Origin of the sequence: Adlercreutzia sp. DFI.6.23 (assembly GCF_024462535.1) — a bacterium.
GTDB lineage: Bacteria > Actinomycetota > Coriobacteriia > Coriobacteriales > Eggerthellaceae > Adlercreutzia > Adlercreutzia rubneri.
The window spans coordinates 1-399 of sequence record NZ_JANGBP010000195.1; the positions used below are offsets into that span (position 1 = coordinate 1).

Below are 399 nucleotides of genomic sequence, written 5' to 3' on the forward strand. Positions count from 1 at the left end.
CACCGATCCGGAAACCGGCGAGCCGGTGGAGCTGAAGACCTTTTATATGTGTGACGGCGGGCCCCACGGTGGAGCCCATCGATTCGGTGCGCTACATCTCCAACTATTCCTCGGGCAAGATGGGTTACGCCATCGCCGAGGCCGCCGCGGCCGCCGGCGCGCGGGTGGTGCTCGTGTTGGGGCCGGTGGCCCTTGCCGCGCCCACCGGCGTGGAAGTGGTGCCCGTGAAGACGGCCCGCGATATGCTGGCCGCTGCCGCATCCGTGTTCCCGGCCGCCGATGCCGCCATTTTCGCCGCCGCTGTGGCCGATCTGCGTCCGGCGAATCCGGCCGATCGCAAGATGTCGGGGTTCTCCGTGAGAGGCACATTGGCAAGCGCCGCATCGTCACGGCCCTTCT

At 68.2% G+C, this 399-nt stretch carries 1 protein-coding gene; it reads left to right on the plus strand.

Annotation, left to right across the window (positions count from 1 at the left end):
- Positions 1 to 50: 50 nt before the first annotated feature.
- Positions 51 to 399, plus strand: a 349-nt coding sequence (locus NE591_RS12975; RefSeq protein ID WP_256156833.1) for a phosphopantothenoylcysteine decarboxylase, incomplete at its 3' end; no start/stop codon positions are given.